Below are 25,135 nucleotides of genomic sequence, written 5' to 3' on the forward strand. Positions count from 1 at the left end.
AAAAACAGGCGGGCCGCCCTGCCGAAGCCGGGCAGCCCGCCTTGCAGGCTCAATTAATCACGCACCACGCGCCGCAGCAGCAGCTGGCCGTCGGCCCCCAGCAGGCGCAGCACGTACAGGCCCCGGGGCAGGGCGCTCAGGTTCAACTCGGTGGGGCTGCCCGGCAGCAGGCGCAGGCTCTGGCGGTGCACCACGGCGCCCAGGGCGTTTTCCACCGTCAGGGCGTAGGTAGCGGGCGGCTGGGCGGTAGTCAGGCTCAGGCGCAGCAAGCCATCGGCCGTGGGGTTGGGGTACACGTGCAGCGCCGACCGGCCCTGGGCTTCGCGCGAGGCCAGCACGGGGCTGATGTTGACCGAGTAGTCCTCGGTTTCGGAGTTGAACTGGTTGGTCAGGCAGGGGTTGGGCACGTTGTTGTTCAGGCGCGAGAGCACCCGCATCCGGGTGAAGCCCGCCACGCCGACCTGGCCGGGGATGGTGAAGTTGGCGTTGAAGAACAGGTTGGACTGGCCGTTGGCAATGATTTCGGTGGTTTCAAACACACCGTTGCGGTTGTAGTCGATCCAGGCGGTAGTGCTGCGGATGAAGTTGGTGCCGCTGGCCACCGAGAGGGTGTAACTCTCGCCCTGCCGCAGCGAAATGACCTTGTTGGTGAAGTTGCCGTAGCCGTCGGCAGTCGAGACGTTGGTAAACGGCGTGGCGAGGGAGCCGCCCGACACGGTGACGGTGTTGATCCAGGTGTTGGGCGTGGTGCCGTTCGAGGGACAGTAGGTCAGGCAGGGCACCGTTACGGCCACGTGGGCGGTTTTCACCACGGTGTTCGGGCCGAAGGCGTTGCGCGCCGTCAAACTCACGTTGTACACGCCCGAAGCTGTGTAAGTGTGTACCGGATTCTGCTGGGTGCTGGTGGCGCCGTCGCCGAAGTCCCACTCCCAGCTGGTGGGCGCGTTCAGGCTCTGGTCGGTAAACTGCACCGGGTTCGAGCAGGTAGAGGTGTAGTTGGAGGTGAAGTTTGCTACCGGCGGCTGGGTGTTGGGCAGCACCGTTACGGTGTAGTCTTCGGCCTGGCCAAACTGCACGTTGCCGCAGGGCGTCACGGTAGCCCCGGCAAAGTCGGTAATCAGGCGCAGGCGCAGCGGTGTATTCTTGACGGCGGTGGCCGGAATCAGCAGGGTCGAGGTGAAGGTGCTGGTGCGGTTCAGGGCCGTGAGCAGCAGCTCGTTGCTGGTGAAGGTGCCGTCGTTGTTCAGGTCCAGCCAGGCGCGGGTGTCCTGCGCGTTGGTGTTGCCGGTCTGAATGGTGATGTTGTGCGGGGTGCCTTCCACCAAACTCACCCGGCCGTTGCAGGTAAAGTCCTGGTAGCCGGCCGAGGCGTTGGCCGAGTTATAGGTGAGCGAGCCGAGCGTGAGCTGGGTGATGCCGTAGCCGCAGCAGAAGTTGACGGTGGGCGCGGCGCAGCTGGTGGCGACGGGCACCTGGTTGTCGTACACGATGTAGTTGGTGCGCGTGACCGTGTGCGGGCCGGCGGCGTTGGTGGCCGTCAGCGTCACGGTATAGGTGCCGGGCGCGGTGTAGCAGTGGCGCGGGTTCTGCTGCGAGCTGCTGCCCCCGTCGCCGAAGGTCCAGGCCCAGGAGGTGGGCGCGTTCTGGCTTTGGTCGGTGAACTGCACGCAGCCCGAGCAAGTGAGCGTCTGGTCGGCCACGAAGGCGGCCACCGGCGGCTGCGAGGCCGCCTGCAGGGTCACGCGGTAGTCCTCGGTCTGCGAGTACTGCGGGGTGGAGCAGGGCGTGGGCACCGGGGCGTTGACGTAGTCGGCGGCGATGCGCAGGCGCAGGGCCACGCCGGTTACGGCGCCGGCCGGCACGCGCACGGTGCGCGTCTGGTTGCCGCGGCCGCTGCTGCTCATCAGCAGCTCCGTGGAGGGGTTGAACTGCCCGTCGTTGTTCAAATCCAGCCACACGCGCACGTTCTCGTCGGCTCCGGTATTGGTGGTCACCGTCAGCGGGTAGTCCTGGCCAATGGTGAGCGTGGTGCCCAGCGAGCAGCTGTAGTCCTGGTAGCCGTCGCGCACGCCGCCGGTGGGGTTGCTGAGCGTGCTCAGCGTCACGTTCATAATCCCCATGTTGAAGGGGTAATTGGCCGCCGGCGCTCCGCCGGGGGTGCACGTGGCCGCCGTGGCCGGGCACTGGGCCTGCGCGCCGGCAGTCAGCAAGCTGAAAAGAGGCAGCAGGAAGGCCGGCGCCCAGCGCCGGGAGGGTAGAAGTTGTGGCATACGCGGCCCAAATGAGAGCGGGAATTTCGGGTCGTTAAAGGTAGCGACTAAATCCAATCGGCCATACCGACAATGCAACCCCGCGGCGGTTTAAATCTACGCTCGGCCGGGCCGCGCCAATCGGTTGCCTGGGCCGGGGCAAAAGGCCGTAGATTTGCCGTTCCGCCGCTGCCCCGGCGGTTTCAGCGTATCCCTCATGCAAGGAAAAGTAGTACTGATTACGGGCGCCACCTCGGGCATCGGCCAGGCCTGCGCCGTAGCCTTTGGCCGGGCCGGGGCCCGCGTCGCCTTCACCGGCCGCGACGCCGCCCGCCTCCAGCAAACCACCGAGCAGCTGCGCGCCCTGGGCATTGCCGCCCACGCCATTCGCGCCGACGTGGCCAGCGAGGCCGACTGCCGTCGGGCGGTGGACGAAACCGTGCAGCAGTTCGGCCGCCTCGACGTGCTGATCAACAACGCGGGCATTTCCATGCGGGCCATGTTTCAGGACGCCGACTTGGCAGTTATCGAGCGGCTGATGCAAACCAACTTTTTCGGCACGGTGTACACCACCAAGTTTGCCTTGCCCCACCTGCTGGCCAGCCGCGGCAGCGTGGTGGGCGTATCGAGCATTGCCGGCTACCGGGGCCTGCCAGGGCGCACGGGCTATTCGGCCTCCAAGTTTGCCATGCAGGGTTTCCTCGAAGCCCTGCGCACCGAGCTGCAGCCCCAGGGCGTGCACGTGCTCACGGCCTGCCCGGGCTTCACTGCCTCCAACATCCGCAACACGGCCCTGGCCGCCGACGGCTCCCAGCAGGGCGAGTCGCCGCGCAACGAGGCGCAGATGATGAGCAGCGAGGAAGTGGCCCAGCACCTGCTGCGGGCGGTGCGGGCGCGTCGGCCCACGCTGGTACTCACCGGCAAGGGCAAGCTCACGGTGTTCCTCAACAAGTGGCTGCCCGCGGGCCTGATGGACCGGCTCGTGCTCAAGGAGTTCCGCAAGGAAAAAGACTCGCCGGTTTAGCCCGCCCGGGGAGCGGCACCGGCTTCGGATGAAGCAGGCTGCCGAAGTCGCGAGGAGTTGCTATTGGACCAGCAGCAGGTCGTGCTGGCGGATGTAGGCCATCTGCCCCCGCCACACTACCTGGAACCAGATGTCGTGCTGACCGCGCACCAGCAGCCGGTCGCCGGCCGCGGCGGTAGTCAGCCAGTTGGCGGCGGCGCTGGGTGCCGTCATCAAAGCGGCGTGGGGGCGGCACACCAGCCCCACCTTGGGCGGGGCCAGCACTTCCATAATGGCCAGCACCACTATTATGTAGCCCGCGTAGGCCACCCACCAGCCGCGCTGCACCCGGTGGTGGCGCAGGGCCAGCAGCATGCCCGCGGCTACGGCCACGCTTAGTAAACCCTGCAGCAACAGCGGGTAGTACCGCCGCAGGGTAATGCGTAGCTGCTGCTGCCAAGTGTCGGGGTAGCCAGTGAGTCGGTAGGTCTGGGCCAGCTCCGTCATTTTTACCCACACCGCCCGGCTGGGATAGTGCACCTGATACAGGTTGAGGTAATATAGGGCGGCGGCGTAGCGGCCCCGGCTTTCCTGCAGGGCCGCCAGTTGCAGCAGCAGCCGCGGACTGGCCTGACCACTACGCAGCACCTGGCGGTGCAGTAGATAGGCGTTTTCCAGCTGCCCCGCTGCCGTCAGCGAATCGGCCCGCTGCAGGAGCAGAGTAGGGGACTGAGCGAGAAGTGCTTGCCAGCAAAGTGTCAGCGGGAATACGAGAAACCAGAGTTTTTTTCGGCGAAAGTTTGGCATCAACGGCACCCGCAACTACTTTTGTACCCGCAAATCAATGGCCCGCGGGCCGGCGAGCCTGCAAAGAAAATGATTCTGTAGCTCAGCTGGTAGAGCAGTACACTTTTAATGTACGGGTCCTGGGTTCGAATCCCAGCGGAATCACTAAAACCCTCTTAGCAATGCGCTGAGAGGGTTTTTTATTTTCTGCCAACGTAATTGCCAACGGTTGCATTTAGGAATGCGTGCATGAATTACTTGCTACGCTATTTGTAAGCTTAGCGGCGGATGCGGGTTGGGGGAGGGGTATAGCCAGGAAAAGACCTAACCACAGGAGTAGCTGGTCTGATTAGCATGCCTGCCGGCAGGATGCTTCTTCTTGTTCTGTCTAGCAAAAAATGCCCTGCCGTGCAGGTGCTAGAACTGCCCAGGTTGCTTAAGTTTGTTAACTAGGCGCACCTCCTTGGCCGACCGTCTACCCCGGTTATTGACTTTATGCTTACGCCCGAACAGAAAGCCCGGCAGATTATTGATGAGCAGCTCCAAGCCGCGGGCTGGCACATATTCGACAGTGGCAAGCAGAACTTCAGCGCGGGTATGGGCGTCGCCATTCGGGAGTTCCAGACCAGTACCGGCCCGGCCGACTACGCCCTGTTCGTGGACCGTAAGCTGGTCGGCATTATCGAGGCCAAGCCCGAGGGAACTTCCCGCACGGCCGTGGCCGAGCAGACGGTGCGCTACCTGACCAGCACCACCAAGTTTCTGCAGCGGGCCGCCGACCAGCTGCCCTTCGGCTACGAGGCCAACGGCGACGAGGTGCGCTTCTGCGACTGGCGCGACCCTTTGCCCCGCTCCCGCAACGTATTCAGCTTCCACCGGCCCGAAACCCTGCGCACCTGGCTGGCCGACGGTGACTTTACTCTACGCCACCGCCTCCAGAGCCTGCCGGTGCTTACTACCGCTGGCCTGCGCGACTGCCAGGTGGAAGCCATCCGCAACCTGGAAGAGTCGTTTAAGCACGCGACCGGCCCCGGGCCCTGATTCAGATGGCGACCGGCTCGGGCAAGACCTTCACCGCTGTATCGTTCATCTACCGCCTCATCAAGTTTGCCGGGGCCAAGCGCATCCTGTTTCTAGTAGACCGCGGCAACCTGGGCCGGCAGACGCTCACCGAGTTTCAGCAGTACGTGACGCCCGACGATGGCCGCAAGTTCACCGACCTCTACAACGTCCAGAACCTGACCTCCAACCGCCTCGACTCGGTCAGCAAGGTCACCATCACTACCATTCAGCGCCTGTACTCCATGCTGCGGGGCGAGGCCGAGTTTGAGGCCGGCAACGAGGAAGGCTCCGGTTTCGAGGCGGAAGCGGCCCTGGCTACGGTGCGGCCCAAGGAAGTAGCTTATAACCCCGCCATTCCGCCCGAGACCTACGACTTCGTGGTGATTGACGAGTGCCACCGCTTCATCTACAACGTGTGGCAGCAGGTGCTGGAGTACTTCGATGCCCACCTCATCGGCCTCACCGCCACGCCCGCCAAGCAAACCTTTGGCTTCTTCAACCGCAACCTAGTGATGGAGTACAGTCACGAGCGCGTCGTGGTGGATGGCGTCAACGTGGGCTCCGATATCTACCTGCTCAGCACCGTGGTGTCGCAGCAGGGGGCCACGGTGGAAAAGGGCCTGCCGGTTCAGCACGTGGAGCGGCTCACCCGCAAGAAGCGCTGGGAAGCCCTCGATGACGACCTGCCCTATGCCGCCACCCAGCTCGACCGCTCCGTGACGAACCCGAACCAGATCCGGGCCGTCATCCGCGAGTTTCGCGACGTGCTGTTTACCCGCCTGTTTCCCGGCCGGAGCATCGTGCCCAAAACTGAGGTGGTCTAGCGAGGCCGGATGGAATTGGGACGTATTTTCCTTCCGTCATGGCAACGACTCTACCCGAACAGAAGCCGGATAAGCGGCGCAAATACGACGACGCGTTCAAGGCCGAAGCGCTGCGCCTGGCCTGCGAAAGTCGCTCGACCCGGGCCGCGGCTCGGCAACTGGGCATCAACGAGAAGCTGCTCTACCGCTGGCAGCAGCAACAAGCCGCCGCCGAGCTAGGCAGCGCCGAGCTGGCCCGCGACCCGGAAGTGCGTGCGCTGCGCGTCGAGCTGCAGCGGGTGCAACGCGAGCGGGACATCTTAAAAAAGCCTTGGCCATCTTCAGCCGCGAGACGCCGTGAGCCGCTACCGCTTTATTGACCGCCACCGCCGCGGGGTGCCGGTGCGGGAGTTGTGCACGGTGCTGCGGGTGGCCCCAAGCAGTTGCTACACCTGGCGCACGCGGCGCCAGCAGCCAGTTACGGGCTGGGAGCGAGCCGTCGTGCGCGCGTTTCAGCGGCACGGGCGGCGCTACGGCACGCGGCGACTACGCGCCGAGCTGCAAGCCGAAGGTCACCGCGTGGGCCGCTGGCGCATCCGGCGCGTGCTGCAGGCGCACGGCTTGCAGGCCCAGCAGCCGCGCTCGTTTGTGCCGCGCACCACCGACTCGGCCCACGGCCGGCGCGTGGCGCCCAACCGCTTGCTGGGCCAGCCGCGCCCCACCGCTCCAGACCCCACTCTGCCCTCGCTTATCACTCACCCAACCACTTCGAAACCCATCTCCAAACAACGTCCGAATAGTGTCCGGCTTACCTGGACCACCTCACATGGCGTAGGGACAGATGTACGGACGAGTTTACCGTCGTGCCTTATGGTGTTCAGTTAAAAGGCCGTTTGTTTGAACTGATGTTCAAGGAAATCCGGGCTTTGGGTGGGTAGATGGTTGCCTTGCCGCAGGTCGGAGGACACCCCGTTGGAGGAGTCAACCTCCCGGCCTGGTCTTACGGTTTTTATCCACGGCCTTAACGGTCCGCCTTTGGGGAAGTACTACCGGCCGCCTCTTGTCTAAGCATGTGTATTGTATACTGAAACCGAAGAATGCGCCAGTGCCATAGCGTTAGGGTTTGGTCCGCCATCAGGTTGCCTTCGTGGCAGCGGACGTCCAACTGGTCACGAAACGAGCGTAGGTACTGGGACCAAAGCGTCCCGTGGGCGTCTTGAAGCACGAAATAGAACCCCGGGTCACCAAATTGCCTTCCCGAAGAAGCCAGGCGAAGCCCGCCATCGGGCCCTATACTCGGCGACAATAGAACCGTTGCATTTCCATTTGGCAGCGGAAACACCGCTTTCACGCATACCTGCCCGGATGGCAGTGTACAGGTCGAATACACGCCGGAATACAGCACCTGTCCGGTGGATTTAACGGTCCGGTACCAGACGGTATATTTCACCTTCCCGGTTCCAGGGTCGGTAAGCGTGATGAGTTCACTGTTTATCCGCTCCGAATCTTCTACCCGATTTGACGGGATGTTTAATTGCCCGATTCGGTGGCTGAACAAGGAGTTAACCAGTTTCCCCAAAATCTTAAACCATGGATTCCACTGCACCAGAAATGTCAAGCGGTAACGGCTGGTTTTTTCGTAAAAATCGATGATTGCCGGCGAAAGGCGGGCTACTTCGGCCTCCGACAGCTGCAACTCCATTATGGAAGGAAGTAGACCCCGGCCAGCAGCGTTTCTTTCGACCACCAACCCTTCTTGTTCGGCAAGCTTATCAACAAAACTATCGGCTATAACCCCGACGCTTCCCAAAGGCCCCGTCAACCACGGCACGGCCAGGGGTTCGATTCGTCTGCCCCAGAAAATGGCCCATTGCTGCGTAAACCAATCCTGAAATTTCTGCCTGGGAGAAGCGAAGCTCATTTTAGTGGTCTTGTGCCAAGCCCGGAATCATGTTGGTTCGGCCTTCCCATGCACCGTATTCCGCAATTGGTTTGAAGCGTAGCGTGGTAAACTGAAAGTGAAAATCTTTTCTTTCCCTTTCTTTCATCGCGTGGGCATGGCGCTTGGGCTGCGGAACCGCACTGTGGCCGTGAACCATGGCGACCATTTCCTTTTGAGACTTCCAGACGGAGAACGTTGACACGGTTCGGGGAAGCCTTATTGCAGCCAAGGCAAAAGACGCACCCGGATGGTCGCGAACCAACGTTTCAACGGGTCTTCCCCAACGAATAAACCTGGGCACCTGAAAAAGCCTCATCCTGGCAATCGTGACGGCAACCACCGGTGCAGTCGGTTCGTCCACCTCATTGCTGTGTTTGGGAACGACAAACCCATCAATGGCTCCCCACTGCCGCAAGTACCCCAATCGGGTATGCCATCCTTTGGCCAGCGTTTTACCGAAGTCATCTTGTTGCAAAAACCGGTCAACCGCTGCTTCATCCACCCATTGGGCAAACACGGCCATGTGCCGGATGAGCATTCGGGAGGGCGAGAAAATAGCCGAACCCAGCGTCATCGACGTCATGCATTCAGCATGGATCAGCCCCGGAACATTTTCAGGCTTGGGAGGACTCCATAAGGCTTTAATGGAAGATGTAACGGCAAGTTTTGCAAGATGAAAGGTGAACACAGTCATTGTTGATCTGGTAATCCCACGGATATACTGCGCGTGAGAGGGTTTTACAAACAGCTTGCCGCATTACCCACTCGCGGCCTTGGCTAACAGTGTGGTCTAACGATAAACCGACCGACCATCGGGCAGGTCAATTTCCAGATGGAATTCGGATACCGCCATCCATACTGCTGTTTTGCGTACGAGTTCAACGGCACTATACCAGTTCCAGAACACGGTGGTTTTCGTTTACGGACTAAGGTGGGGTGCCGATGGACAGGCGCCCACCGGCACCGGTGCCGGTTATCCACTCAACACACGGGTTGTCGGTGGGCCAGGGGCCTCGTGGCGGGACACGGCCGGGCCCCGCTACCCGATGGCAATGGCGACGTTGCCCTTCTTGTGCCCCTGCTCCACGTACCGATGCGCCGCGACGATGTCCGCCAACGGGTAGCACCGGTCCAGCACCGGCCGGAGCGCCCCGGCTTCCACCAACTCTTTCACCCAGCGCAAATCCGGGGCGGATTCGGGCACCGGCTCCCCCACCACCAGGCGGAGCCGGCCCCGCAGCCGGGCCCAGTGCATCGGCAGGCTTTTGAGCGGCGCCGTCACGTCGACGTACGCGCCCCTGGGGCGCAGCAGCCGGGCGCCGAAGGCGAACGAGTAGCCCTCGACCGCCACGAAGACCACGTCGTAGGTCTGCAGCTGCTGGGCGTACCCGGCCGCGGTGTAATCGACGATGGTGGCGGCCCCCAAGGCGCGCACCCACGCCGCGTCGGCGCCGCGGCACAGGGCCGTGACCTGCGCCCCGAAATAGCGGGCGAGCTGCACCGCGTACGAGCCCACGCTGCCCGCGGCCCCGCAAACCAGCACCCGCTGCCCCGGGCCGACCGCTGCCCGGCGCAAGTAGTGCAGGGCGGTTCGGGCACCGATCGGCAGGGCCGCGGCCTCTTCGAACGTGCTGCCGACCGGCATGGGGCTGATGGCCGCGTGCGCCGGCAAGCAGATGTAGTCGGCGTAGGCGCCGAAACTGCGCAACGCCGCCGCGAAGACCCGCTCGCCCGGCCGGAACCCGCGCACCTCGGCACCGACGGCCTCGATTTCGCCCGCCAGCTCCACGCCCAGAATGGGCTGGCGCGGCTTGCGCCAGCCCAGCGCCAGGCGGGCGGGCAGCCAGTAGGCCCGCGGGACGCGGAAGCCGCGGACCCGGCAATCGGCCGCCGTGACGGTGGTGGCGCGGATGCGGATCAGGAGTTCGTCGGGCCGGGGCGTGGGACGGGGCACCTGCGTCAGCTGCAGGACGTCCGGCGGGCCGTATCGGGGGCAGATGACTGCGTTCATCGGGCGGGGCGTGGGCTTCGGGAGAGGGCCAAAGCTCGGGGCGCCCCCGCCCGCGTTCGTTGACTTGGGTTAAGAAACGACCGCCGGGCGAGCCGGCGGCAAGCGTTACCTTTGGCCGCGCCCCCGGAGCGGGCCCTGGCCCCTGCCGGCAGGGCGACGGCCCCCGCCACCCACCTGCCGCTCGCGCCCATGACCGACCACGTCCTGCACCTGCTCGCCCAGTACCTGCCGCTCACGGCCGCGGAGGCGGACGCCGTGGTGGCGCACGGGCTGATCCAGCACATGCCCGCAGGCACCGTGCTGCTGCGCGAGGGCGCCGTCGCCCGGGCGTGCTACCTGGTGCTGCAGGGCTGCGTGCGGAGCTATTTTCTGCTGGAGGGCCAAGAGAAAACCGCGGCGTTTTACACGGAAGGCCAGCCCCTGCTGACGGTGAGCTACACCACGCAGCAGCCCGCGGCGCACTACCTGGTCTGCGCAGAGGACTGCTGGCTGCTGAGCGGCAGCCCCGCAGGCAACCAGGCGCTGTTCGAGCGCTACCCCCGGTTGGAGACCCTGGGCCGGTTGATCAGCAGCGCGCTGCTGGCCGAGACGCAAACCACGCTGGACAGCTACCGGAACCTGTCGCCGCAGCAGCGCTACCTGCAGCTGCTGCAAACCCGCCCCGAGCTGGTGCGGCGCGTGCCCCAGTACCACCTGGCCAGCTACCTGGGCATCCAACCCGAATCGTTGAGCCGCATCCGCCGACGCCTCCAGCGCGAGCAGGCGTAGCCCGTCGCCGGCAGGCGCCCGCCCACCTCCTCAGGACGCCACCCCGATGAGGTGTTGGTCATGTGTTGTCAGTCGGTAGCAGAGATGATGCTGCCCGCAGGCCATTGGAAGATCCAATTTGCGCTTATTATGCTTCCGTGCAGTGGGGGTGCTGGCCAAGGCCGCCCATCCACAAGCTGCCGACCTGCCGCACAAAATGTCCGTCCTCGCGTCGGTACCCGCTCCGGCCGTGCCGCAACGTCCGCTACCGATCCTGCTGTTGTTCCAGGGGCACTGTACGCTGGTTCAGCCACCGCCACGCGGCCAGTAGAGAGTAGAAGACCTGGAAGTCGAAGTGCTCGTTTAAGCGGGCCAGCACCTGGGTGTTGAGATACGGCAGGGGCGTGGCTGGGGCAAGCAGCACCGCCAGGCTACGCAGCTGCGGGCATTGGGCATGGATGCCCGGCACCCACTCGTGCTCCAGCCAGGGCCCGGCCTCGCCCCACTCCCCACTCGAATCGCGCAAGTCGTGGAATAGGCCCCGGGGTTGCCAGTGTTGGTTGAGTAGCAGCCCAGTGTGCGCCGCGCGCACCAGCTCGTCGCCCGTCACGTGGCCGTGCCAGCGGACGTAGAGCACCTGCGGGCCGGGAAAAAACGTGTAGTCGGCCACCACCGCGCCGAACGAATCGTGGGTGGTGTGCACGGCCTGGCCCCGCGGACTTCCCGCCGACGTCCATCGGGCAACACGATCCTTGGCTAGTATTCTATCCATTGATAGATAAAGTATAAAAAACAGGGCGTTTTATGGAAGCTTCGCGGAAAATGATGAAGGGGGGAAGCTACAAACGAGGGTTAAGGCTCGTTCGCGGTCAGTTGCATGCTTGCTCGGCTCAATGCGAAAATCTGCCCTTGCGTGTACCACGGCCGAGTACGTTCGTATAGGCTCGGCAACTCGCCCGGAAAACGGGTGCGGCCTTCCCCGAATCTGCATGGAAAAGCTGACCAGTGTGCTGCTGGTGGATGACGATAAAACCACCAACTTTCTCAACCAAGCCTTGCTCGCACGACTAGGCGTAGCCGAGCGCATCCACGTGGCCCTTGACGGGCAGCAGGCGCTGGAGTTGGTGCAGCAGGACCGCACTGCCCCGACGCCCGATTGTCCGGCGCTCATCCTGATGGACGTGAACATGCCGGGCATGAACGGCATTGAATTTCTGCAACACTACCGGCTGCTACCTGCCGCGCAACGACATGCGACCGTGATGCTGACCACCTCCCTGCACCCGCGCGACGTGGAACAGGTCCAGGAGCTGGGCGTACATGGCTTCCTGAACAAGCCGTTGAGCCCGGAGAAGGTCGGCGAGCTGCTGCGTACGCACTTTCACCGGGAACTGCCGGCTACGTAGGCGGCGCCTCTATTCGATTGCCTTGGGGCATCCGGCCCGGCCATTGGCTGGAACCCGCAAGAGTCGGCCCGGTATTTTCATGGGTGCTTTTGTAGCGCAGCGGCCTTCTTTTGATACAGCTACGCGCCCCAGCGCCCGATTCGCTGCTGCCTGAGCGGGTGGGCCGCTCCACCTGCTGAGAGGCGGCGGCCGCTTAACTTTACGGTAATGTTGCCGCACTCTTGGGAGACAGGCTTGCCACTGTCCCTTGACTCTTCTTTGCTGAAGGCTCCACCTGCCTCGGCGAGTCTCATTTCTCGGCTTCCATGTCTATCCCTGACGCGCATACAGCAGCTCCGCACGACCCTGCCACCTCCTTTGGCTTCCCGTTCCACGGTCGGTCCGGCCCGAGCCCCGACCTGTTGTGTGCCCTGGAGGACGTGGCCCGCACCGGTAGCTACGAATGCGACCTAGTGACCATGACCTTTCGTTTTTCCGACGGGCTGTTTCGTTTGTTCGGAGAAGCGCCGCAGTCGTTTGCGCCGAGCCTGGCCTTTATTGACGCCCGCTCCCACCCCGACGACGTTCCCGTGGTCCGGCAGGTGCTCGACGAGGCCGCGGCCACCGGCCAGCCGTATTACTACCAGCGTCGCATTTTCGGGCCCGGCGGGCGTGCGGGAGCCCGACCCGTTCCTGTTTTTGGTCCGCGAGAACCCGTTAGGCCAGTGGATAGCCTCGACGCTAGCGCCGCGCTTTGGCCGTACCGCCGAAGTGCGCAGCATCGAGCGCGTGTTGCAGCTGATGCTGCGTTACGGTCAGGAACTGGTGACCATGTATCAACGAGGGCAAATTGAAGACGCCCGAGCCGGACTGGAGCAGATTGACGCGTATGCGGCCGAAATTGACGCCTGGCTACAGCACTTGGAGCACCGCCCCGCTGCCTGACCGCAAGCGTGCGCAGCTCTGAAAGCGGTGCTTAAGCTACCGAACAGCGTAAAACCCAACCGTCACAGGTAATGGTTGTTTGGAGGTAATTGCTTTTCAAGACGATGTGTTTTAAAACGTCGCTTGAATAAGCGGCATCTACCCGTTCCATTCCTTCGCATTCCGTCACCAGGACCCGGATGCGTACGCGTTCCTGACCTAAGTGCCATTCCCAAAGTTTCTACTGTTCTTTGGGGCGGACCAGGGAGAACTGCCGCAGCCACCGCCGGGCTTCTTCTGGGTCGGCAAACAATTCGGCTTGAAAAGCGGTGAGCTGCTGGTAAAAGCTTACGGCTGTGGCGTCGGCCATCGTCTCGCGGGTGGTAACCATGGCAAAATGCGTTAGGCCCGCGGCCGCCGCCTGGGGAGCCCAGGTGTTGACCACCCAGTCAAGTGAATGCTCCCACGGGCCCAGCACGGCGCGCGTGTCGTTGAGCACGGCGTGGTACCCAGACGCGGCCAGGGCGGCAGTATAGGCCGCCGCGCCGGTCCGGATGTTGTCGCCGGTTAGGTAGCCCATCCAGACCACATCAATCCAGCGGTCGATCGGATTGGGTTCGACGATGAGATAGGTGCGTCCAAGCGCGCTTTTCAATTCCTGTCGCATGGCCTACTGCTCGGGGGTAAGGGGCAATACTTGCTGCAGCCACTGCTTGGCGGCATCCAGCGTAGGCAGGGTGCGGGTGTGAAAAGTGTAGTGCTCGCTGCGCGTGACGTTGGTCACGTACTGCTGCGCCGCAATCTTGCCGAAGACGGTTTCGGCTTCGACGATAGCGATATAGCGCACCCCCGCCTGATAGGTGCGCGGATTCCAGTCGGTGTGCAGCCATTCCTGATCGGCGGAGCGGATGGCGCCCAGCCCGCGTGAATCGGCGATCCAGCCCAGCGGGCCGGGGTGACGCGGAGCCTCAGCGATGTAGTGGGCTTGGGCTTGGCTCATGAGGTAGCGCAGCTGGGCGCTGTTGGCGAAGCCAGTCCACTGAATGATGATGCACGGCACCTCCGGGGCCAAATAAACGGCCCCGTAGGTCTCGGAGACTAGAGTAATGTCGCTCATACGTTTCCCGCCCTACGGCTATACTCTGGCAAAGATTCACGCCCCGCAAATTCCTATGCTGGAACGGGGGCAACAGGAGAGCGGAAACCAGAGGGTAACTTCACCCCAATTGTGGCGGGTCAGGGACGGGAGCGGCGGGAAAACCCAGAGTGAGGCATCCTGAAATTTTGGCCTGGGACCGACCCACTCGCGCCCTTGTGACGCGCTCCTTTTCTTGGCCGCTGGCCCCCTGACTCCTGGACTGTCCGCAAACCGACTATGGTCGTGCGCCCCTGCCTAAGAGCAATCACCGTTTTGAAGAAATAGTAGTGGGTGGTTTGCGCAGATGACCGCACTTTACATAGTAAGGGTGGCTGTTGCAAAACGAATAAAGATCAAGCAAAGCTGGTTGGGATGCGCTAGTACCATTCCTGCTGATTGGAGTGGGTGCTGGTGCAGGTACTTCTTCAGGTTGTAGGCCATGGCCGCTACGTACATCACCTTCGCAGCCTCTTCCCGGCCTTTCTTGCTCATGTGGCGCAAGCCGTAGTAGTTGACTAAGCTGCCTAATACGGGCTCGACCGTGGCCGCCCGCAGCCGCCGCATGTGCTTGCCCAGACGGGCAGTTAAACGGGCGGTCATGCGTTCGTAGTGGGCCTTGTACACGGTGTGATGCAGCTTCTTTTACTTCGACTGCTGTCCCTTGCACTGCGCCGCGAGCGGGCAGGTCCGGCAATCTGAGGTCTTGCCCATGTACCGCTTCTTAGCGTTGCCTTGCGCGTCGACCACCACCCGGTCGAAGGCCAAGCGTTTGCCCTGGCGACAGACGTAGCTGTCGCTGCCGGCGTCGTAGGTGAAGCCGGCCCGCTCTGCTTGGTACTTGCCGTGGGACGGAATGTAGCCGGTCAGGCCCCGGGGTTCCAGCTGCGCGTAGTTCTCGCCGGAGCCGTAGCCCGCGTCGGCCACGACGTTCTGCAGGACCAGGCGCCACCCGAGCAGGCGGTGCCGGGTCGCGTCGACGATGCCCAGCAGGTAGCGGCTGTCGCGCCAGTCGGCCAGGTCGGCCTGGATGTGGGTGATCATGTGCCGGGCCGCGTTCACGCTCACGCTGACCGTGTACACCAGCGGCGGGGCTTGCCCGTTTTATAGGTGATCCGCGCCTCGGGGTCGGCCGGGCTGTAGTGGGTCAGGTTGCTGACGAGCTGGCCGGTTTTTTGGTGCCGGGCCTGATCGATGACTTCGTGGAAGCGCTGGATGTGGCGCAAGCGCTGCGGGGAGGCGGTGATGCGCGAGGCGCTGGCCGGGCGGAAGGGGTTCGCCGGAGCGGCCGGTCCTGTGGGAAGTTCGGGCTGCAGCCGGCTCATGGAGGCGTTGGCTTTGATGTAGGCCGAGTTGATCACCTGGGTGTGCCCGCTCATCAAGCCCTGCTTGATGCACAAGCCCACTAGGTGAGTGAAGCAGGCCTCGAAAGTCGCCACCGGGATGCGCTGTCGCGTGCGCGAGAGGGCGCTGTGCCAAGGTAGGGGCTCCTCCAGGGCATACCCCAGGAAGGCGCGGATGCTTAGGTGCAGCTGCGCCAGCTCCAGCAGCTTCCGCTCGGAGGTGATGTTCTCCAGGTGCCCGACCAACAGCAGCTTCAGGAACACCACCGGGTCGAGCGAAGGACGGCCCGTGAGGCTGTAGAATGGCGCGAGCAGCGGCCGAACAAAGCTGAAATCAACTGCCTGCAGCAGGTGTTGGTAAAAGTGGGGCGCCGGCTCCAGCTTCACCAGCGCCGGCTGAATCGGGTGAAAGCCTAGCATGAGCTAACAACCCCAACACCCGTTAGTGGTTGCCTTTTGCAACACCCACACTGCTTATGGGTGGTGTTGCACACCAGCAGGCTCCGGACTGGGAACGGCCTGCATCTGCGCGTTGGTAAGGCGGGGCAGCAGTAAGCCCTTGTTGGTAGCGCTTAGCTCCAGCAAAGCCGAGTCATTGGGCGTGGCGGTGCCAATGCCCACCGAGCCGGTCGTTTGGGCAGCAGCCAGCACGGGGCCGCTGCTGAGAAGAGTGCGAAGTACAGTTGACGCATATCGTCGAGCGTGGATAGCGCGCTTAGGGTGCGGGTGTGGTGATGGCGTGAGTAATCAGGAACCGGTCGAGTAGGCGTGGCCTTATGTACCGCTACTCCACCAACAAGCGCACCCAGCGCCCTCCGCTTAGGACTAGGTACATACCCATGGGCAAGCGGGGTGGCAGCGCAAGCCAGGCTGTGCCCGCCGTGTCGGCCATAGTTGTAAGCACGAGACGGCCTTGGGTGTCGTGCACCTGCACCGTTGCGCCCGGCCCGGTACCTGTCAGCACCGCCGCTGCGCGCGCCGGGTTAGGCGCGAGCGTCAGCCCGGCCGCTTGGCTCTGCGCCACCACCCGCACGGGCGAGTGGCTGAACGTGCCGTCTTTGTCCCCCTGCCGCAGCCGGTAGTACAGCAGGCGGGCGCCAGTAGGCACCCGGGTATCCACCAGGCTATAGCTGCGCACAGCCGTGCTGCTGCCCGCCGCCGTCACCGAGCCGATGGCCGCAAACGCGCGGCCGTCTAGGCTGCGTTCGACTTCGAAGGACTGGCTGTTCCGTTCGCTGGCCGTGGCCCAGTCCAAGCGCACGGCCGCCGGGCCCTGGGACACGGCCGAAAATTGCGTCAACTCCACCGGCAGCGGTTGGCGGGTTCCGGTCAGGTAAAACTCGGAGAAGTGGTCGGTGACGGTGCATTCGGCTGTGAACCAGTCGGCGCCGGGAAGCACCGCGGCCGGAGCGGCTAATAGACGTCGTTCGCCCGTTTGGCTGTTGTCGCTCAGCTCGCAGTTCTCGTTGGCCCCCTGGTACTGCGACACGCTCAACCCGTGTAGCGTGGCGTTGGCGTCCACGGCCTGCAGGCGGGTCAGTTCGCTGCTCAGGCCAAAGAAGCGCACCCGTACGCTCTGGCCCGGGAAGGCAGCGTTGGTTGCATCCAGGTAGAAGTTGCGGTCCAGGTAGTGGCCGCCGTCCCGGCGCACGGCGGCACGGGTAGCCGTGCCCAGGGCTTGGATGCCGGCTGTGACGGTCCCCAGGTTACGCGTGTCTTCGATGGCGGCCACCACGGCCCCGCCTTGGGCGGCGGGCAGGCGCAGGTAGCGCCAGCTGTCGGCCCCGCCACTACCGCTCAGAACCACAGGGGCCGTGCTCAGGCAGCCGCTGGCGGCCGTGCCACGATATACCTGCAGCACCTCAAATGCACTCGACGATAAGGTGGCCGTGCCGCCAGGGGTCGTAACGGCCACGACACTAGCGCCGGCCGGGGCACCCACCGGCACGACGGCCGTCAATCGGGTCGAGGAGGCGTAGGTCACGCCGTCGGCGCCCACCCCGCCGAAAGTGACCGTGCTGCCATGCGTGAAACCCGCGCCGGTAAGCACGACCGGCATGCCCGGCAGCTCGGCGTCGGAGCCGAGCGCCGCGAGGGTGGGCACCGGCGCCTGCTCGAAATGGTTCAAGGTGCCGCCCTGCCTGCCCGTAAAGGCATCCAGCAGCCCGTCCCCGTTCAGGTCCGTGAAAGCGGGGCAGGTGTATTGGTAGAAGAAGTAAATGCCGTTGAATCGGTCGGCGACCAGGGTAAACGTACCCGCGTTGGCTGCCGCCTGCTCGTAGTGGTTCAGGTTGCCGTCCTGCTCGCCGACGAGCAGGTCCAATAGGCCATCCCCGTCCAGGTCCACAAAGGCCGGGGTTGCGTAAGCGCCCACGTCCAGGCCGTTGAAGCTGGTGGTGACCAGCGGAAAGCTGGCCGCGTTCGGCGCTGCCTGTTCGTAGTGCCGCAGCGTACCGCCGATCATTCCTACGACCAGATCGAGCAGCCCGTCCCCGTCCAGGTCCGTGAAGGCCGGGGCCGAATCGGAGCCTACGCTGATGCCACTAAAGCTGGAGGTGACCATAGCAAAGGTAGCTGAGCGAGCCGCTGCCTGCTCGTAGTGGTTCAGGTTGCCGGAACCCTCGCCCACGATCATATCCAGCAGCCCATCCGCGTCCAGATCCGTGAAGGTCGGCATGGCATAGTTCCCGACGTCGATACCGTTGAAACGGGTGGTGACCAGGGCAAAAGCGGTGGCGTTGGCCACCGTTTGCTCGTAGTGGTGCAGATAGCCTTGGGCATTGCCGATGATCAGATCGAGCAGCCCGTCTCCGTCCAGGTCCGTGAAGGCCGGGGCCGATCCTTGGTGCACATCAATGGCGTTGAAGTAATCCGTTACCTCGGGAAAAATGTAGCTATCGGCCCTGTCGACCCCGAAGGCCACCGTGCTCAGGGCCGTGCCCCCGCCCGTGGTCACCAGCAACTGGTGGGTGCTGGCCCCGCGCGGTACGGTCACGTTCAACTGCGTGGCCGAGGCGACGCTGAAAGCCGCGGGCACCTCGCCGAAGCGCACGCCGGTGACGCCGGTGAGGTCCGTGCCCGTCACGGCTACGGTGCTGCCCGGCGTCCCGCTGGCCGGGCTGAAACTGGTGATGGCGGGCGTTTGGGCCAGAGCCGGCTGGGTCAGCAGCAGGCCGAGGAAGGCCACGTGCCGGACCGTTCGCGCCAGAGCACAGGAGAAGTGTTGCATGCAGAGAAAAGAAAACCCATAGCATCAACCTGGTACTATGGCTCCTGCAATATAGAGTTCAAGCCAGCTGCTGAGCTTCGGAATCGATGAAAAGCAGCCCAAAACCGACCGTTCTAGCCTCTTTTTCGCGTGGGCGCTTGCTTCCTTCCCCGGCCGGACCAGGGCGTTGTCCAGTTCAGGAGCCAAGCCAGCGTTGCAGAAAAGCAGCAAAGGCCTCCTTGTACTGCGGGCTCACCGGCACCTGCAGCCCGCCCACCTGCACAGCCGTACGCGTGACGGCCTCGACGCGCGCCAGGTTCACGATGTAGGAGCGGTGCAGGCGCAGAAACTGGCTCGCGGGCAGCTTGTCCTCCAGGGCCCGCAGGCTGGTGAGCACCAGCAAGGGCTTCAGCGGCCCCACCCGCTGCACCTGCACGTAATCCTTCAGGCCTTCGATGTAAAGGATGTCGGCCAACGGCACCTTGACGTACTGGTAATCCACCTTGAAGACCATGCTCTCGGGTTCGGCCGGAGGAGCGGGCGGGGCCTGCGTGCGTTCGTAGTACGCCAGGGCCTTGCGGGCGACCTGCAGGAAGTCGTCGTAGACAAACGGCTTAAGCAGGTAGTCGAGCGCATCGACCCGGTAGCTTTCCAGCGCGAACTGGGTATAGGCCGTGGTAAACACCACGCGCGGCCCGGCTCCTCCCGTGCGGTGCAGCAGGCGGGCCAGCTCCAAGCCGTTGAGCTCGGGCATTTCAATGTCGAGAAACAGCAGGTCCACGCGCTGCTGCCCGATGGCGCGCAGCGCGTCCAGGGCGTTGGCGTAGCGGCCCACCAGGCGCAGGAAGGGCGTTTGCTCGATGTGGGCGCACACCCGGTTCAAAGCCAGCGGCTCGTCGTCGACGGCCACGCAGGTTAACTCCATCAGGCAGCTAGTTGCAGGGTCAGGTGCACGGCAAATTCGCCCGCGGGCGTGCGTTCCGTGATGTGCAGCGTGTGCCGGCCGGGGTAGAGCAGCGCCAAGCGGCGGCGCGTGTTGGCCAGCCCGATGCCGCTGCCCTCCGCCAGCACGGTGCGGTGGGGGGCAAACACGCAGTTGCGCACTTCCAGCGTCAGCTCCGACCCGGCCTGGGTCAGGGCCAGAAAGATGGTGGCGGGCTCGGCCGTGCTCACCCCGTACTTGAATGCGTTTTCCAGGAAAGGCAGCAAGAGCAGCGGCGCCATAGTACGGTCGTCGAGGTTGGCCGGTACGCGCAGGTCGAGCCGCATGTTGGCCATCAGGCGCAGCTGCATCAGGCTGGCGTAATCCTGCAAAAAGGTCACTTCCTGACTGAGTAGCACGGTGGGCGCCTGCGCTTGGTAGAGCACGTAGCGCATCAGGCGGGAGAGTTGATAGAGCGCCCGTTGCGCCTGGGGCACGTCCACCTCCGTCAGGGCGTAGATGTTGTTGAGCGTGTTGAAGAAGAAGTGCGGGCTGAGTTGCTGCTGGAGGTACGAGAGTTCGACCTGCTGCTTTTCCTGCTCCAGGCGCTGGCTCCGCAGTTGCTGCTGCTGTCCGTGCCGCGCCACGGTCAGTTGGGTACCCATGCCTACCACCAGCACGGCGGAGATGAAGATGACCAAGGCAAAGCCCGGCGGATGAGGAAACATTGCCCCTGCGGAGGGGCGCCGCGGCGGGCGGAAACCTGGCCCACCGGCCCGGGGCGGCGGGCACAGCAATGCGGCCGCCCCCGTTGTGGCGAGCAGCAAGGCCCCCACAAATAGCCCGTAGCCCAGGCGCCGGCCGCGCAACAGCAGCCGCGGTGCGCCCCATCCGGTGTTGAAGTAATACGCTATTACCAAGCACGCCAGCAGGACTGCCAGGCGCGGGAGCACGTTGGCCAGGGGTTCCAGGCCGTCGAGCAGGGGCGGCAGCACCGGCAGACTGGCCAGCAGCAGCGCGCCCAGCAGCGGCACCGCTTGGGACCTCAAACGAGAAAAGGGAACCTGCATCTGCACGGAGTCCAGTTAGCGGTGGATGTAGCTACAATAGTAAGGGGCCATTGTGCAGGAACCAGTGCCCGTCCATCACAACCGGCGTTTTATCGATCAGCGGCGCCCGAAAACCGATGGACGCCCCTATGACGCTGCAGGAAACGGCGCAGCGTCTAGTCCATAACCGGCAGAGCTGCATCGGTTACGGGCACGGGTACGCCTTTCCGGTGCTGCCCACTTCAATTTATGCGGTATAGCTGCTCTAAACCGTCGGCTTATTCAGCACTACCCCGCTTGGCTCGGGAGGCCGTGGTCCGATTCTACACCCGCCCCAGCCAGACCCGAAAGGTCGCCCCTGCGCCTTCCCGACTTTCCACCTCAATGCGGCCCCCGTTGGCTTGCACGATGCGGTTGACCAGGTAGAGCCCCACGCCTGACCCGGGCGTGTGCCCGTGCAGACGGCGGAACAGGTGAAACAATTCCTGTCCGTATTTCTGCGCGTCGAAGCCCAAGCCGTTGTCTTGCACCGCCAGGACGACTTGGTCGTCGGCCACGTGTACGGCCAGGTGGATGCGCGCGGGGCGGTTCGGATCGGCGTACTTCAGGGCGTTGCTCACCAGGTTCAGCAGCACGGTCCGCAAGTTGGCGCGGGGAAAGGACAACGTGGGCCGGGCGGCGAAATCGGTGGTGATGCGGGCCCGGGTCGCGTGCGCCTGTGGTCCCAAGGTGCGGAGCACCTCGGCCGTCAGCTCGGCCAGGGCCACGGTTTCGGCCGGCGCGGAGCCGGCTTGCTGGGCGTGGCCCAGGGCCGCCAGGTCGTCGATGGTGCCGTTGAGCTGCTGCAGCGCGTGCCGAATGTGGGGCAACAACACCTGCTCCTCCCCGGAGTCAACCCCAGGAACGCTGCGCAACAGCTCGTCGAGCAGCCCGCCCAAGTTCTGCACGGGCTGCTTCAAGTCGTGCGAGGCGGCGTATACGAAATTGTCCAGGTCCAGGTTGGTGCGCACGAGCTGTTGGTTGGTGGCCTGCAGCTGCGAGGTGAGCTGCTGCAAAGCCTGCTCGGCTACCTGCTGCTCGTGCACGTCGAGTACCACGCCTACCAAGCCGGCGTAGCTGCCCGCGGCGTCGAAGCGCGGCGTGGCTGCGTCGATGGCCCAGCGGTACTGCCCGTCGGCGCGCCGCAGCCGGTATACGACCCGGAACGGCCCCTGTCGGGCGTTGGCATTGCGGAAGGCAGCTCCGGCGGCGGGCGCTTCGTCCGGGTGCACCGCGTCCAGCCAGCCAAAGCCCAGGGCGTCGGCTTCGGTTTGGCCGGTGTAGTCGTACCAGGGCCGGTTCAGGTAGGTGCAGTCGCCGGCCGGATTGGTGACCCATAGGATGGCCGGCACGTGGTCGGCCATGCTACGGAAGTACTGCTCGCTTTCAAGCAAGCTGTGCTGCAGGCGCTTGAGTTCGTGGATGTCGCTGGCGGCGCCCACCCACTGCACCTGCCCGGCCGCGTCGCGCATGGCTACGGCCCGGCCCTGGTGCCAGCGGTACGCGCTGGTGGCCGCCACGCGCAGGCGCAGCTCGACCTGGAACGGCTCCCCGCTCTGCACGGCCGCCCGCCAGGCCTGCAGGGTCGGCTGCTGGTCGTCGGGGTGCACGGCCTGCAGCCAACTCGCCCCTAGGCCAACCCCGCCAGAATCAAACTGCGCCCAGTGCGGACTCAGGTAGGTTGTGTTGCCCTGCGCGTCGGCTTCCCACACGACCAGGGGAGTGGCCTCTGCCAGGCGACGGAAGCGCGCCTCGCTTTGCTCCGCTTGCTGCCGGGCGCGCACCTGCTCCGTGACGTCGAAGCAGAACACCAGCACGCCGTCGACTTGGCCGCGGGCGTCGCGGCGCGGGTGCTGCACGTAGTCGAAGTACCGGTCTTCCACGGCCCCGCCCACAGTGCGGGGCAGCGGAATGCGCATGCCCAGCTCGCGGTGCGCCCGCCCTGTTTCGTACACCCGGCGCAAGGTGTGGTAAGCGTCCAGGTGCATCAGTTCCGGCAGTGCTTCGCGCAAGGGCTTGCCCAGCAGAGCGCGGCCGGGAAACATCTGCTGGTAGCTGGGATTGACGAGCTCGTACACGTGATCCGGCCCTCCGACGATGCAGATGGCGGCCGGCACTTCCTGGTAGAGCTGCTGCAACAACTGGCCCTGGTGCTCGGCTTCTTGCCGGCTGTTTACCTGCTCGGTCACGTCGTACGCAAAGACGGAAACGCCGGTAATGCGACCGTGTTCGCGGTAGGCCTGGTACGTAAAATCGAAGAATTTCTCCTGGGGCACCTGGCCTTCCCGCGCATCAATAACCAGGCGCATTTGCTCTCCAACGTGGGTTTCTCCGGTGCGGAACACGTGGTCAAGCAGCGCGACAAAGCCTTGGTCTGCCGCCTCCGGCTGCACCTCGGCAAGCGGGCGTCCGAGCATGTCGCGCCCTGCAAACAGGGCTTGATAGGCCTGGTTGTAGTAGACCAAGCGGTGCTCCGGCCCGTGCAGCAGGCAAATGGCCGCGGGCGTTTGCTCGAACACCTGATGGAGCATTTCCGGCTCCGGCATGCGGGCACACGGATCGTGGGCGGAGGAAGGCGGAATGTTCAAGCGGGCAGGTGAGTAAGCGGCGTGGGCAGACAAGGTACGGCGCACAACTGCCGTTTGGTCGTCCGAGTGCGCCCCTGAACGGCCTACCCGGCCTAACGTAGCCAACAGAACATGATGAGATTCGGAGCCCATCTGCTGGAAGGCGGCCTCTGTTATTGCCAGAGAACCGAGGCTGAAAACCAGGTCCAAAAACAGCAGGCGCCCTGTCGTTATAAACCTGGCTTACAGGGGTAGTGCAGTTATTCCTTGGTTTGTAATGCAAAGCCTCAAAGGTACAACCCTTTGCTGCTCCAGCAGCGGCGAGTGTGCGGAACATTCCCCGCCGTTGAGCGGCGGATCGATTCCAGGTTTCCCACGACGCCTGGGGCTGCCAGCTGGTGCCGGCCGTTTACCCGGTAAATACCCCGCATTCTGCGTTTCCACCCCAGGCGGCTACCTGCTGATGAGGAACCGGGCTTTCTCTCATTTTTGCCCGGTATAGAAGGTCAGAAAGTAGATACCCGTGGGAATGTGCCCCAACTGGAGAGTAACCTTACGGTGTGCGGGCGTGGACCGAAGCACGAGTTTGCCGGTCACATCGGTGATAAACAGCTCCCTAATTCTGCTTTTCAGTTCCACGTGCAGGACATCGAAGGTCGGATTGGGGTAGCACTTTCACGCCTTCCCTTTTTCGGGCCGGGGGATTGGCCGGCACCGTATCCGGGACGGTGGCCGAATGCAGTGCGGACGCTGGGCGCCTGGCAGTTGGTCGTGTACGCATACCCGGTAATGAGCTTGATTAAGACGGCATCGAGCCGCTCTACCTCGAACTGGTCCGCGGTCGGCTTGAGGCAGGCATTGCCCACTTAGCTGTCGTCAGAAACACTTTCAATCCCGGAGTCTTGTGGGCCGGGCAGTAGGGCCATATTTGTTGTCGCAAAGCCGCTGTTACCATGAACCGCCTCGACCGCCTCACCGCTCTTCTCCTGCAGCTGCAGACGCGCCGCTCGGTGCGAGCAGGAGACCTGGCCAAACGCTACGAGGTCAGCGCCCGCACCATCTACCGCGACCTGCGCACCCTGGAGGAAGCGGGGGTGCCTTTGCTGGGCACCCCAGGAGTGGGATTTTCGCTGGCCGAGGGCTACCGACTCCCGCCGGTGATGTTTAGCCGGGAGGAAGTCACGGCGCTGATTACGGCGGAAAAGCTTGCCGAACAGTTCACCGACGTGCCTACCGCCCAGCGCATGCGCGCAGCCATGGACAAGGTGCGCGCCGTGCTGCGCCATGCCGACCGCGACTACGCGCAGGATCTGAGCCCCCACATTGCCGTGCGCCACCGCGGCCTCGAAGTAGCGCCCGGCGTTGGGGTAGGTTCGGAAGCGGATGTGCGGCAAGTGCTGCTCGGCGGCGTATCCAGTCAGCAGGCTGTGGCCCTCGACTACCGGGCCGGCTTCGGAGCAACCCCCAGCCAACGCGTGATAGAGCCCATCGGTCTGTACTTCGACTTGCACTGGCACGTGGTGGCTTACTGCCGCCTGCGTCGGGCCCTGCGCAACTTCCGCCTCGACCGCATTGCCGACGCTCGTTTGCTTTCGGAGACGTTTGCCCCCCGCCCCGAAACCCTGCAGAGCTACTGGGAGCAGCAGCAACAGTTCCGGCACCGGGTGGTCCTGCGCTTCAGCGCCGCGGGCTGGCCGCTGGTGCGCGACGACAAGTACTACTTTGGCTGGGTGGAAGAGCAGGCCCGACCCGAAGGAGTAGAAATGACGCTGTTGTTGCCCGCACTCCGCCCGCTGGCCCACTGGCTGCTGTACTTCGGGGCGCAGGTGAGCGTTGTTGAGCCAGCCGAACTGCGGGAATTGGTGTGCGACATGGCTGCCACCGCCTGGCGCCACCATGCCGGGCCGACGGCAACCGGGTCGGGAACTGATCCAAACCCGGCCGCGCACGTCGCTTGAAC

The 25,135-nt window shown here is 64.0% G+C and carries 25 protein-coding genes, 1 tRNA gene and 2 pseudogenes; 11 read left to right on the top strand and 17 right to left on the bottom strand.

All coding sequences use genetic code 11. The features are described 5' to 3' along the window. Window positions 1-53: 53 nt before the first annotated feature. A complete protein-coding gene (locus ACE191_RS01250; RefSeq protein ID WP_400190360.1) occupies window positions 54-2,270 on the bottom strand; it encodes a GEVED domain-containing protein in 2,217 nt (738 codons plus the stop codon). A gap of 196 nt (window positions 2,271-2,466) precedes the next feature. Between ACE191_RS01250 and ACE191_RS01255 the strand changes: the two genes are divergently transcribed. Then, a complete protein-coding gene (locus ACE191_RS01255) occupies window positions 2,467-3,273 on the top strand; it encodes an SDR family oxidoreductase (RefSeq protein WP_400190361.1) in 807 nt (268 codons plus the stop codon). Window positions 3,274-3,333: 60 nt separating this feature from the next. Here the strand turns inward: ACE191_RS01255 and ACE191_RS01260 are convergent, their stop codons facing one another. Next, entirely contained in the window at window positions 3,334-4,059 is a 726-nt protein-coding gene (locus tag ACE191_RS01260; protein WP_400190362.1) for a hypothetical protein, read from the bottom strand. A 71-nt stretch (window positions 4,060-4,130) separates the two neighbouring features. Between ACE191_RS01260 and ACE191_RS01265 the strand changes: the two genes are divergently transcribed. The 5 genes from ACE191_RS01265 (at window position 4,131) to ACE191_RS01285 (ending at window position 6,788) form a co-directional block, all read left to right on the top strand. Further along, window positions 4,131-4,203, top strand: a tRNA-Lys gene (locus ACE191_RS01265). 330 nt (window positions 4,204-4,533) lie between these two features. After that, window positions 4,534-5,079 carry a type I restriction endonuclease gene (locus ACE191_RS01270; protein WP_400190363.1) on the top strand — a complete coding sequence of 182 codons (546 nt, stop codon included), beginning with the start codon at window positions 4,534-4,536 and terminating at the stop codon, window positions 5,077-5,079. A 5-nt stretch (window positions 5,080-5,084) separates the two neighbouring features. After that, window positions 5,085-5,924, top strand: a complete 840-nt coding sequence (locus tag ACE191_RS01275) for a DEAD/DEAH box helicase family protein (RefSeq protein WP_400190364.1) — start codon at window positions 5,085-5,087, stop codon at window positions 5,922-5,924. Window positions 5,925-5,962: 38 nt separating this feature from the next. After that, entirely contained in the window at window positions 5,963-6,283 is a 321-nt protein-coding gene (locus tag ACE191_RS01280) for a transposase (RefSeq protein ID WP_400190365.1), read from the top strand. Then, on the top strand, window positions 6,261-6,788 hold the full coding sequence (locus ACE191_RS01285) for an IS3 family transposase (protein ID WP_400190366.1): 528 nt from the start codon (window positions 6,261-6,263) through the stop codon (window positions 6,786-6,788). The genes ACE191_RS01280 and ACE191_RS01285 overlap by 23 nt, the downstream gene beginning before the upstream one ends. Before the next feature lie 136 nt (window positions 6,789-6,924). Here ACE191_RS01285 and ACE191_RS01290 read toward each other — a convergent pair whose 3' ends face one another. The 3 genes from ACE191_RS01290 to ACE191_RS01300 all read right to left on the bottom strand — a co-directional run bounded on the left by ACE191_RS01290 (window position 6,925) and on the right by ACE191_RS01300 (window position 9,856). Further along, on the bottom strand, window positions 6,925-7,824 hold the full coding sequence (locus ACE191_RS01290; RefSeq protein WP_400190367.1) for a hypothetical protein: 900 nt from the start codon (window positions 7,822-7,824) through the stop codon (window positions 6,925-6,927). Between the two features lies 1 nt (window position 7,825). After that, complete coding sequence (locus ACE191_RS01295) at window positions 7,826-8,539, bottom strand: hypothetical protein (protein ID WP_400190368.1); 714 nt, start codon at window positions 8,537-8,539, stop codon at window positions 7,826-7,828. 345 nt (window positions 8,540-8,884) lie between these two features. Next, complete coding sequence (locus ACE191_RS01300) at window positions 8,885-9,856, bottom strand: NAD(P)-dependent alcohol dehydrogenase (protein ID WP_400190369.1); 972 nt, start codon at window positions 9,854-9,856, stop codon at window positions 8,885-8,887. Window positions 9,857-10,045: 189 nt separating this feature from the next. Between ACE191_RS01300 and ACE191_RS01305 the strand changes: the two genes are divergently transcribed. Then, window positions 10,046-10,624 (top strand): Crp/Fnr family transcriptional regulator, encoded by a 579-nt coding sequence (locus ACE191_RS01305; RefSeq protein WP_400190370.1) that lies wholly within the window; start codon window positions 10,046-10,048, stop codon window positions 10,622-10,624. 244 nt (window positions 10,625-10,868) lie between these two features. On the opposite strand, the gene ACE191_RS01310 is transcribed toward ACE191_RS01305, so the two are convergent. After that, window positions 10,869-11,375 (bottom strand): hypothetical protein, encoded by a 507-nt coding sequence (locus tag ACE191_RS01310; protein ID WP_400190371.1) that lies wholly within the window; start codon window positions 11,373-11,375, stop codon window positions 10,869-10,871. 217 nt (window positions 11,376-11,592) lie between these two features. On the opposite strand from ACE191_RS01310, the gene ACE191_RS01315 reads away from it, so the two are divergent. The 3 genes and pseudogenes from ACE191_RS01315 (at window position 11,593) to ACE191_RS01325 (ending at window position 12,933) form a co-directional block, all read left to right on the top strand. Further along, window positions 11,593-12,009, top strand: a complete 417-nt coding sequence (locus ACE191_RS01315; protein WP_400190372.1) for a response regulator — start codon at window positions 11,593-11,595, stop codon at window positions 12,007-12,009. A gap of 458 nt (window positions 12,010-12,467) precedes the next feature. After that, window positions 12,468-12,647: pseudogene (locus ACE191_RS01320) on the top strand (PAS domain-containing protein); the annotation flags it as partial. Window positions 12,648-12,687: 40 nt separating this feature from the next. Beyond that, window positions 12,688-12,933 (top strand): hypothetical protein, encoded by a 246-nt coding sequence (locus ACE191_RS01325; protein ID WP_400192305.1) that lies wholly within the window; start codon window positions 12,688-12,690, stop codon window positions 12,931-12,933. A gap of 220 nt (window positions 12,934-13,153) precedes the next feature. Here the strand turns inward: ACE191_RS01325 and ACE191_RS01330 are convergent, their stop codons facing one another. From ACE191_RS01330 to ACE191_RS01380, 11 genes and pseudogenes are all read right to left on the bottom strand, one after another. Beyond that, entirely contained in the window at window positions 13,154-13,579 is a 426-nt protein-coding gene (locus ACE191_RS01330) for an STAS/SEC14 domain-containing protein (protein WP_400190373.1), read from the bottom strand. 3 nt (window positions 13,580-13,582) lie between these two features. Then, window positions 13,583-14,029, bottom strand: a complete 447-nt coding sequence (locus ACE191_RS01335; protein WP_400190374.1) for a hypothetical protein — start codon at window positions 14,027-14,029, stop codon at window positions 13,583-13,585. 336 nt (window positions 14,030-14,365) lie between these two features. After that, complete coding sequence (locus ACE191_RS01340; protein WP_400190375.1) at window positions 14,366-14,650, bottom strand: transposase; 285 nt, start codon at window positions 14,648-14,650, stop codon at window positions 14,366-14,368. 42 nt (window positions 14,651-14,692) lie between these two features. Continuing rightward, window positions 14,693-15,091, bottom strand: a complete 399-nt coding sequence (locus tag ACE191_RS01345; protein ID WP_400190376.1) for a hypothetical protein — start codon at window positions 15,089-15,091, stop codon at window positions 14,693-14,695. A 20-nt stretch (window positions 15,092-15,111) separates the two neighbouring features. Continuing rightward, on the bottom strand, window positions 15,112-15,810 hold the full coding sequence (locus ACE191_RS01350; protein ID WP_400190377.1) for a transposase: 699 nt from the start codon (window positions 15,808-15,810) through the stop codon (window positions 15,112-15,114). 54 nt (window positions 15,811-15,864) lie between these two features. Beyond that, on the bottom strand, window positions 15,865-16,041 hold the full coding sequence (locus ACE191_RS01355; protein ID WP_400190378.1) for a hypothetical protein: 177 nt from the start codon (window positions 16,039-16,041) through the stop codon (window positions 15,865-15,867). 133 nt (window positions 16,042-16,174) lie between these two features. Next, a complete protein-coding gene (locus tag ACE191_RS01360; RefSeq protein WP_400190379.1) occupies window positions 16,175-18,619 on the bottom strand; it encodes an FG-GAP-like repeat-containing protein in 2,445 nt (814 codons plus the stop codon). A 175-nt stretch (window positions 18,620-18,794) separates the two neighbouring features. Next, on the bottom strand, window positions 18,795-19,523 hold the full coding sequence (locus tag ACE191_RS01365; RefSeq protein WP_400190380.1) for a LytR/AlgR family response regulator transcription factor: 729 nt from the start codon (window positions 19,521-19,523) through the stop codon (window positions 18,795-18,797). Next, entirely contained in the window at window positions 19,523-20,569 is a 1,047-nt protein-coding gene (locus tag ACE191_RS01370; RefSeq protein ID WP_400190381.1) for a sensor histidine kinase, read from the bottom strand. Before ACE191_RS01370 ends, ACE191_RS01365 begins: the two co-directional genes overlap by 1 nt. 323 nt (window positions 20,570-20,892) lie before the next feature. Next, complete coding sequence (locus ACE191_RS01375; protein ID WP_400190382.1) at window positions 20,893-23,196, bottom strand: PAS domain-containing protein; 2,304 nt, start codon at window positions 23,194-23,196, stop codon at window positions 20,893-20,895. 462 nt (window positions 23,197-23,658) lie between these two features. Further along, window positions 23,659-23,832: pseudogene (locus ACE191_RS01380) on the bottom strand (T9SS type A sorting domain-containing protein); the annotation flags it as partial. A 296-nt stretch (window positions 23,833-24,128) separates the two neighbouring features. Here ACE191_RS01380 and ACE191_RS01385 point away from each other — a divergent pair. Further along, on the top strand, window positions 24,129-25,133 hold the full coding sequence (locus tag ACE191_RS01385; protein WP_400190383.1) for a helix-turn-helix transcriptional regulator: 1,005 nt from the start codon (window positions 24,129-24,131) through the stop codon (window positions 25,131-25,133). Window positions 25,134-25,135 lie beyond the last annotated feature (2 nt).

It is taken from the genome of Hymenobacter sp. B81 (assembly GCF_044628455.1).
Lineage (GTDB): Bacteria > Bacteroidota > Bacteroidia > Cytophagales > Hymenobacteraceae > Solirubrum.

Bases quoted from the DNA above. Each gene is read 5' to 3' on its own strand.
- ACE191_RS01365 (WP_400190380.1), bottom strand. From the start codon at position 19,523: ATGGAGTTAACCTGCGTGGCCGTCGACGACGAGCCGCTGGCTTTGAAC.
- ACE191_RS01315 (WP_400190372.1), top strand. From the start codon at position 11,593: ATGGAAAAGCTGACCAGTGTGCTGCTGGTGGATGACGATAAAACCACC.
- ACE191_RS01345 (WP_400190376.1), bottom strand. From the start codon at position 15,091: ATGATCACCCACATCCAGGCCGACCTGGCCGACTGGCGCGACAGCCGC.
- ACE191_RS01260 (WP_400190362.1), bottom strand. From the start codon at position 4,059: ATGCCAAACTTTCGCCGAAAAAAACTCTGGTTTCTCGTATTCCCGCTG.
- ACE191_RS01340 (WP_400190375.1), bottom strand. From the start codon at position 14,650: ATGACCGCCCGTTTAACTGCCCGTCTGGGCAAGCACATGCGGCGGCTG.
- ACE191_RS01295 (WP_400190368.1), bottom strand. From the start codon at position 8,539: ATGACTGTGTTCACCTTTCATCTTGCAAAACTTGCCGTTACATCTTCC.
- ACE191_RS01310 (WP_400190371.1), bottom strand. From the start codon at position 11,375: ATGGATAGAATACTAGCCAAGGATCGTGTTGCCCGATGGACGTCGGCG.
- ACE191_RS01270 (WP_400190363.1), top strand. From the start codon at position 4,534: ATGCTTACGCCCGAACAGAAAGCCCGGCAGATTATTGATGAGCAGCTC.
- ACE191_RS01385 (WP_400190383.1), top strand. From the start codon at position 24,129: ATGAACCGCCTCGACCGCCTCACCGCTCTTCTCCTGCAGCTGCAGACG.
- ACE191_RS01290 (WP_400190367.1), bottom strand. From the start codon at position 7,824: ATGAGCTTCGCTTCTCCCAGGCAGAAATTTCAGGATTGGTTTACGCAG.
- ACE191_RS01360 (WP_400190379.1), bottom strand. From the start codon at position 18,619: ATGCAACACTTCTCCTGTGCTCTGGCGCGAACGGTCCGGCACGTGGCC.
- ACE191_RS01300 (WP_400190369.1), bottom strand. From the start codon at position 9,856: ATGAACGCAGTCATCTGCCCCCGATACGGCCCGCCGGACGTCCTGCAG.
- ACE191_RS01335 (WP_400190374.1), bottom strand. From the start codon at position 14,029: ATGAGCGACATTACTCTAGTCTCCGAGACCTACGGGGCCGTTTATTTG.
- ACE191_RS01250 (WP_400190360.1), bottom strand. From the start codon at position 2,270: ATGCCACAACTTCTACCCTCCCGGCGCTGGGCGCCGGCCTTCCTGCTG.
- ACE191_RS01305 (WP_400190370.1), top strand. From the start codon at position 10,046: ATGACCGACCACGTCCTGCACCTGCTCGCCCAGTACCTGCCGCTCACG.
- ACE191_RS01330 (WP_400190373.1), bottom strand. From the start codon at position 13,579: ATGCGACAGGAATTGAAAAGCGCGCTTGGACGCACCTATCTCATCGTC.
- ACE191_RS01350 (WP_400190377.1), bottom strand. From the start codon at position 15,810: ATGCTAGGCTTTCACCCGATTCAGCCGGCGCTGGTGAAGCTGGAGCCG.
- ACE191_RS01280 (WP_400190365.1), top strand. From the start codon at position 5,963: ATGGCAACGACTCTACCCGAACAGAAGCCGGATAAGCGGCGCAAATAC.
- ACE191_RS01275 (WP_400190364.1), top strand. From the start codon at position 5,085: ATGGCGACCGGCTCGGGCAAGACCTTCACCGCTGTATCGTTCATCTAC.
- ACE191_RS01255 (WP_400190361.1), top strand. From the start codon at position 2,467: ATGCAAGGAAAAGTAGTACTGATTACGGGCGCCACCTCGGGCATCGGC.